General features: G+C 70.3%; 6 protein-coding genes. 3 read left to right on the top strand and 3 right to left on the bottom strand.

Annotated features, from left to right (window positions below; translation table 11 throughout):
* The first annotated feature begins 88 nt into the window (after positions 1 to 88).
* Positions 89 to 1,099 (top strand): DUF4037 domain-containing protein, encoded by a 1,011-nt coding sequence (locus tag N865_RS12695; protein WP_034806440.1) that lies wholly within the window; start codon positions 89 to 91, stop codon positions 1,097 to 1,099.
* Positions 1,100 to 1,186: 87 nt separating this feature from the next.
* Here N865_RS12695 and N865_RS12700 read toward each other — a convergent pair whose 3' ends face one another.
* Complete coding sequence (locus N865_RS12700; RefSeq protein WP_034806442.1) at positions 1,187 to 1,705, bottom strand: hypothetical protein; 519 nt, start codon at positions 1,703 to 1,705, stop codon at positions 1,187 to 1,189.
* 219 nt (positions 1,706 to 1,924) lie between these two features.
* Here N865_RS12700 and N865_RS12705 point away from each other — a divergent pair, with 219 nt between their 5' ends.
* Both N865_RS12705 and N865_RS12710 read left to right on the top strand, forming a co-directional pair.
* Positions 1,925 to 2,716: a LemA family protein gene (locus tag N865_RS12705; protein WP_034806445.1), complete on the top strand. Its 792-nt coding sequence runs from the start codon at positions 1,925 to 1,927 to the stop codon at positions 2,714 to 2,716.
* A gap of 191 nt (positions 2,717 to 2,907) precedes the next feature.
* A complete protein-coding gene (locus tag N865_RS12710; protein ID WP_157557684.1) occupies positions 2,908 to 3,969 on the top strand; it encodes a PD40 domain-containing protein in 1,062 nt (353 codons plus the stop codon).
* A gap of 102 nt (positions 3,970 to 4,071) precedes the next feature.
* On the opposite strand, the gene N865_RS12715 is transcribed toward N865_RS12710, so the two are convergent.
* Positions 4,072 to 5,025 carry a TIGR03086 family metal-binding protein gene (locus N865_RS12715; protein ID WP_051510525.1) on the bottom strand — a complete coding sequence of 318 codons (954 nt, stop codon included), beginning with the start codon at positions 5,023 to 5,025 and terminating at the stop codon, positions 4,072 to 4,074.
* A 176-nt stretch (positions 5,026 to 5,201) separates the two neighbouring features.
* On the bottom strand, positions 5,202 to 5,915 hold the full coding sequence (locus N865_RS12720; RefSeq protein ID WP_034806451.1) for a DedA family protein: 714 nt from the start codon (positions 5,913 to 5,915) through the stop codon (positions 5,202 to 5,204).
* Positions 5,916 to 6,048: the final 133 nt, after the last annotated feature.

Raw genomic sequence — 6,048 nt, forward strand, 5'->3', positions numbered from 1 at the left:
CCGATGCCCTGGCGGCACTGTCTCGCTTGAGGACTCCTCCGAGCGGCACATGGGTCCACACTTGGGTTCGGGTGGAGGAGGGCATGGCATGTCGACTTTCGTTCCGGGGGCCGAGCTGAGCCGACGGTTGTACGACCAGGTCGTGCAGCCCATCCTGAGCGCCAGGTTCCCCGACCTGACCCATTCTGCGGCGCTTCTCGGCCGCGGGTCGGAGGTCCTCGGCTTCGATGACGAGATGTCGTGCGACCACGACTGGAGGCCGCGCGTGCTGGTCTTCCTCGCCGAGGATGACGAGCCGCGCCATGGCGCCGACGTTCGGGAGGCGTTGCAGCGGGACCTACCGCCGACGTTCGCCGGTCACCCACCTGCCTACGAGGTGCACACCGTCCGTGGCTACGTCCGGCAGCAGCTGGAGCTGGACATCGACCGCGACATCGAGCCGCAGGACTGGCTGACACTGCCGGAGCAGGGCCTGCGCATGTTCACCTCGGGAGTCGTCTTCCACGACGAGCTGGGCCTGCAGGCAGCGCGGGACAGACTGGCCTACTACCCCAAGGACGTCTGGCTGTACCTGCTGATCGCCGGTTGGTGGCGCGTCCATCCGGAGATGAACCTGGTGGGCCGAGCAGCGGCCGCGGGGGACGAACTCGGCTCCTCCCTGATCGGTTCGCGTCTCGTGGGCGACCTCATGCGGCTCGCCTTCCTGATGGAGAGGCAGTACGCGCCGTACTCGAAATGGTTCGGAACGGCGTTCTCACGTCTGGCATGTGGCCCGGAGCTCACGCCCCTCCTGTGGAACGTCATGCGCGCAGAGGCGTGGGAGGACCGCGAAGCTGCCCTGATGACGGCATACGAGAAGCTGTTCCAGATGCACAACGCGCTCGGCCTGACCGCTCCGGTGACCACGGAGGTCGTGCAGATGTGGGGCCGGCCCTTCAAGGTCGCCTGGGCCGACATCCCGGGACTGCTCCTCCCCTTGATCCAGGACCCAGCGGTCGTGAGCATTGCGCGCAGGTGGCCGGTCGGACCGGTCGACCAGTTCCGCGAGCTGTTCTGGGCGCCGAAGAACCGACAGCTGCTGCTGCGTCTCTTCGACTAGCCCGGCACCCACCGATCGGATGCCCGACGGCGGTGTCGCTGGTCCGCGACGAGACCCCACCTCGGATACCCGCAGTCCTTCGCCCCTTCACGGCATGGGGCAGGGATGAGAGGCCGCGGGCGGCCCGGTGAGCGCCGCGGCGATCAGCTGCCCGATCTCGGCGATCTCGTCATCGACTGGCCTCATCGGGTTGTTCAGCATGCTCAAGGCGGTGGGGGCGCTGACCGGGCGGCCGGACTTGCGCCGGACGGCGAGGGAAGCGCCGGGCGAGGGGAAGATCGTGGGGTTCCACGTGGCCCCGTCGTAGTCCTGCGCAGGAATGGTGCGCGTGGAGAAGACCCGCCGGACCCGCACGCCGGCTGTGCTGATCTCGACGCGGGAACGTACGGCGCGCACGACCAGGACCAGCCACGCCGGGCCCAGCACACTGCCCACCGCGATAGCGGCCACAGGCGCCCACGCGGCCGCGTTCCCGACCGCGGCGGTGACCAGGATCAGCCCGCCCAGGAACGTGCCCATCGTGGTCTGCGCGACCCGGTTCCCGTCCGCGAGGATGAGCGCGGGTGCCGGCCGCTCACGTGGGGAGGTGCTGCCGCGGGAGCGCATGTGCAGATCATGGCGCATACCGGGGCCGCGGACGCTTCCACGGGCGACTGCGCGTCTCGATCGTCTCGCGGAAACGGGGTCCGTCCCATGAACCGGCCTAGTGCACCTCCGGACCGACCACGACGGATCCGCCGGCCGACACTCAGCGCACAAAGCAGCGGCCCGGGGGAATGCGTCCGGACTAGGATCGGTTCACTGACCGCCACCCAGGGAGTTCCCATGATTGTCGTCTGGATCCTGCTCGGCCTCGTCGTGCTGGCCGCCCTCTGGGGCGTGTCGAGCTACAACGGCCTGATCGGGCTGCGCAACCGCGTCGAGGAGGGGTGGCGCCAGATCGATGTCGAGCTGAAGCGCCGGCACGACCTCATCCCCAACCTCGTCGAGACCGTGAAGGGCTACGCGTCGCACGAGCGGGGCACGCTCGAGGACGTCATGAAGGCCCGGTCGGCTGCGATGGCCGGCGGCCAGAGCCCCGCGCAGGCCGCGCAGACCGAGGGTGTGCTGAGCCAGGCGCTCGGCCGGCTCATCGCCGTGGCCGAGGCCTACCCCGACCTCAAGGCCAACCAGAACTTCCTCGCCCTCCAGCAGGAGCTGACGAGCACCGAGGACCGCATCGCGAGCTCGCGGCGCTACTACAACGCCCTCGTGCGCGAGCTCAACACGAAGGTCGAGTCGGTGCCCTCCAACATCGTCGCCAACATGTTCGGCGTCCGCCGGGCCGAGTACTTCGAGACGCCGGCCGTCGAGGCCCAGGTCCCGAGCGTCTCCTTCGGCGGCAACACCCCTGGTGCGGCGGCCCCGTCCGTCGGCGCGTCGACGCAGCCGGGTGCGGTCGCGGGACCGTCGACGCAGCCGGGTGGCGTGCAGGGCGCAGACGTTCCGTGGCGCGAGCCGGGCGCCGAACCGCTCGTCACCTCGGGCCACGACGAGCCCCTCCCGCAGGCGCAGGCGCCGACGGAGCCGTATGCCGCACCCGACCCCAACGTCGACCGAGAGGTCCCGCGCGACTGACCTCTCAGGCAGGCCTCCGAGCCTGCCCCCGACCAGCTGATGTCGCATCGTGGCCCGGACCCTCACCTCGCGTGGGCTCCGGGCCACGGTCGTTGTGTCCGGCAGGTCACGTCCGACCGGTTCGGCTGCGTGGGGTGTCGCGGCCGACCTACCCTGAGGTGAGCCGAGGGGGATCGTCCGAGGGGGTCATCGTGTCGAACCGTGTTGTCGTCCCAAGCGTCGACGAGGTCGCGAGCCGCATCCGGCTCGACCGCTTCACACCAGGTGCGCTGGCGAACCTGCCGGCGAAGATCCCGATCAGGATTCCCGTGCCGATCCCGCCGCGGATCCACCCGTGGCTCTTCCGCGACATCGCGTACTTCTCCTACGCCTTCCCCGGGGTCGCAGGCGAGACGACCTCGCAGGAGGACATCTTCACCGTCGGCGTCATCGGAGGGTCGATCCGCCGGGTCACCGACGACAGCGCGTCGGGGGTCATGAAGAGCGACCGTGACCCGGCGTGGTCGCCCTCGCGGACCTCGTTCGCCATCCACACGGCCACGATCGCCGACCCCGTGTCCCGTCTCGTCATCATCTCGGCGGCAACCGGCGCGGTGATGCAGACGCTCGTCCCGGGCCACAGCCCCGAGTGGCTCGACGCGTCGACCCTGCTCTTCCTCGACGAGGTCGACGCCGGCACCGACGACGTCCGGACCGACGTGTTCTGCGTCGACATCGCCTCCCACGCGGTGACGCGGCTGACCGACGTCGGGCTCGGCGCCTCCATCGGTGGCCTCTCGTGGCACCCCGCCGCCGGTCTCGCGATGTCGTTCGCGCGCGAAGGGGCGAGCCCGCAGTGGTCGATCGCCGTCATCCCCGCAGCGGGTGTCGGAGCGGCCCGCTCGACCGGGACCCCGGTGCCCTTGAGCGCCTTCACGTTCGTCACACCGCCCACGGCCCGCGTAGCGGCGCCGGCATGGTCACCGACCGGCGACCGGATCGCGCTCTCGACCTGGGCCGATGGCTCGCCCTCCCGGGTCGGCTTCCTCACCGTCGCAACCGGCGCGATCACGCTGGTCCCTGGGCCAGATCCCTCCGAGCCGACACTCAACGACTACGGGGCGGTCTTCTCCCGCGACGGCCGGACGATCGCCTTCACGCGCGGCGAGGAGGACGAGTGGTCGGAGATCTGGCTGTACTCCGTCGCCTCGGGCCACTCGCGCCAGCTCACGGACGAGGGCCGGACCCGCTTCAAGGGCGCACTCGACTGGTGACCGGCCGAGACCACGTCCCGGCGGGGCCGATCCGGGCCCTCCCGTGCTGTCCCGAGGCCCTTATGAGCCGTCCTGAGCCGTCAGGACCTATCCCGACAGTGGTCAGCCCTTGACGTACGAGAGCTTCTCCGCGACCTTCCCGTCGCTGAAGCGGAGGACGTCGACCCCACGGACGTGGCCTGGCGTGCCGTCGTCGCCCACCCACTCGTAGCGCCACCGCTGCGTGGCCCGCTCGCCCGCCACGAAGGCCTCCTCGAGGACGAAGCGCGGGTTGGTCGTGTGCGAGAAGAGCTCCCGCCAGGCTTCCTGGACCGCTTCCCAACCCTCGTGGCGGACCCCGTCCGGAGCCGGGCCGGTCGACTCGAACACGCAGTCCTGGGTCATGTGGGCCATGATCGCGTAGAGGTCGCCGCGGCCGAACGCCAGGTTGAAGCCGGCGAGCGCGGTGTGGTTCGGGCCCCAGCTCGCGTCGCGACCGAAGCGGGCGAGCAGGTCGGCCTGCGGGTCACCGGTCATGGGCAGGCGGGCCGTGATCATGCCTCCGGACCGGTAGGCGTCCTCCGCGTGGTCGAACCAGGCGGAGACCGCCGCGACGAGCTCGGGGTCGAGGTGCCGGTCCGAGCCGGTGGCGACGGCGAGGTCCCAGCCGTGCACGAGGTGGTCGGCGGTCAGCTGACGGATGTACTCATCCATCGAGTCGTCGCCGTAGGACAGGTGCACGGTGCCATGGCTGGGGAGCGTCTCGGCGACGGTGCCGAGCGCCTCGGCGGCGGCGTCGGCACCGGCCTTCTTGGGGTCGTCCCCGAGCAGGTCGCCGTCGAGCCGGTCGCCGACGTCCTTGATCGTCTGGCCGCGCATGAGGGGAGAGGTCCAGCGGTCCTCGCCGACGACGTGGTTGATGAGGTCGCGCACCGACCACTGGCTGCACGGCGTCGGGTCGTCCCACTGACCGTCCTCGTACGCCGCCAGCTTCTCGCCCCACCACTGCACGCTGCGACGGTAGAGCTCGCCCACGTCCTGGGTGCCGACCGGCTGACCTGCAACTGTCGTGTCCATGCCGCCCTCCTGTCCGGAATCCCTGACCTTTCAGTGTCGAACGCGGCCACGCGCCCGCGTGGCGGTTCGCGGAAAGTGGGGCTCGGCGGCATACGGACGGGGACGACAAAGGGCCCGATCCCTGACGGATCGGGCCCCGCGTCGTATGCCGCCCAGCTGGGTGGCGGCTCACACGCTCACTGGCGCTCGCGGCTGGGCGCCTTGGCGGCCTCCTCGACCGCCTCGACGGCCGCCCCGCCGAGCTCGGCGGCCATCGCGTTGGCGCGGCGCCGGTGACGGAGGTACTCGATGAGCACCGGCACGAGGGAGACGGCGACGATGAGCAGGATCATCAGCTCGAGCTTGTTCTGCAGGCCCGGGAAGGACTTGCCGAGGAAGTACCCGAGGAGGGTGATCGAGCCGACCCAGAGGGCCGCGCCGACCGCGCTCCACGTGAAGAAGCGCCGCCGCTCCATCCTCCCGACGCCCGCGACGACGGTGATGAAGGTCCGCACGATCGGCACGAAGCGGCCGATGACGAGCGCCTTGTTGCCGTGCTTGTCGAAGAAGGCCGTCGTCTGGTCGAAGTACTTCTTCTTGAGGAACCGCCCGTCGCGGTCGTAGAGCGGGGCGCCGACCCCGCGGCCGATCTCGTAGCCGACGACGTTGCCGAGGAACGCGGCCACGAAGAGGGCGGCGATCGCGACGCCGAGGTTGATGTTCACCTTCCCAGTGGCGATGAACAGGCCAACGGCGAAGAGCAGCGAGTCACCCGGGAGGATCGGGAAGAGCAGGCCGCACTCGACGAAGACGATCACCAGCGAGATCCAGAAGAAGGCGCCGCCGTACGTCTCGAGCAGGTACGTGGGGTCCATCCACTGCGGACCCAGGGCGGCGGCAGTCGCATGCATGCCCCAAGGGTAAGCGGAGACCTCACCGAATCCCGCATCGAGGCGCCCTGCGCGGGCACCCCCGGCGCGCTCGTAGACTCTCCCCGCACCCACCCCGCACTCTCAGCGCACCCTCGTCGAGCGCCGCCGACGA

Origin of the sequence: Intrasporangium oryzae NRRL B-24470, assembly GCF_000576595.1 — a bacterium.
Taxonomy (GTDB): Bacteria; Actinomycetota; Actinomycetes; order Actinomycetales; family Dermatophilaceae; genus Intrasporangium_C; species Intrasporangium_C oryzae.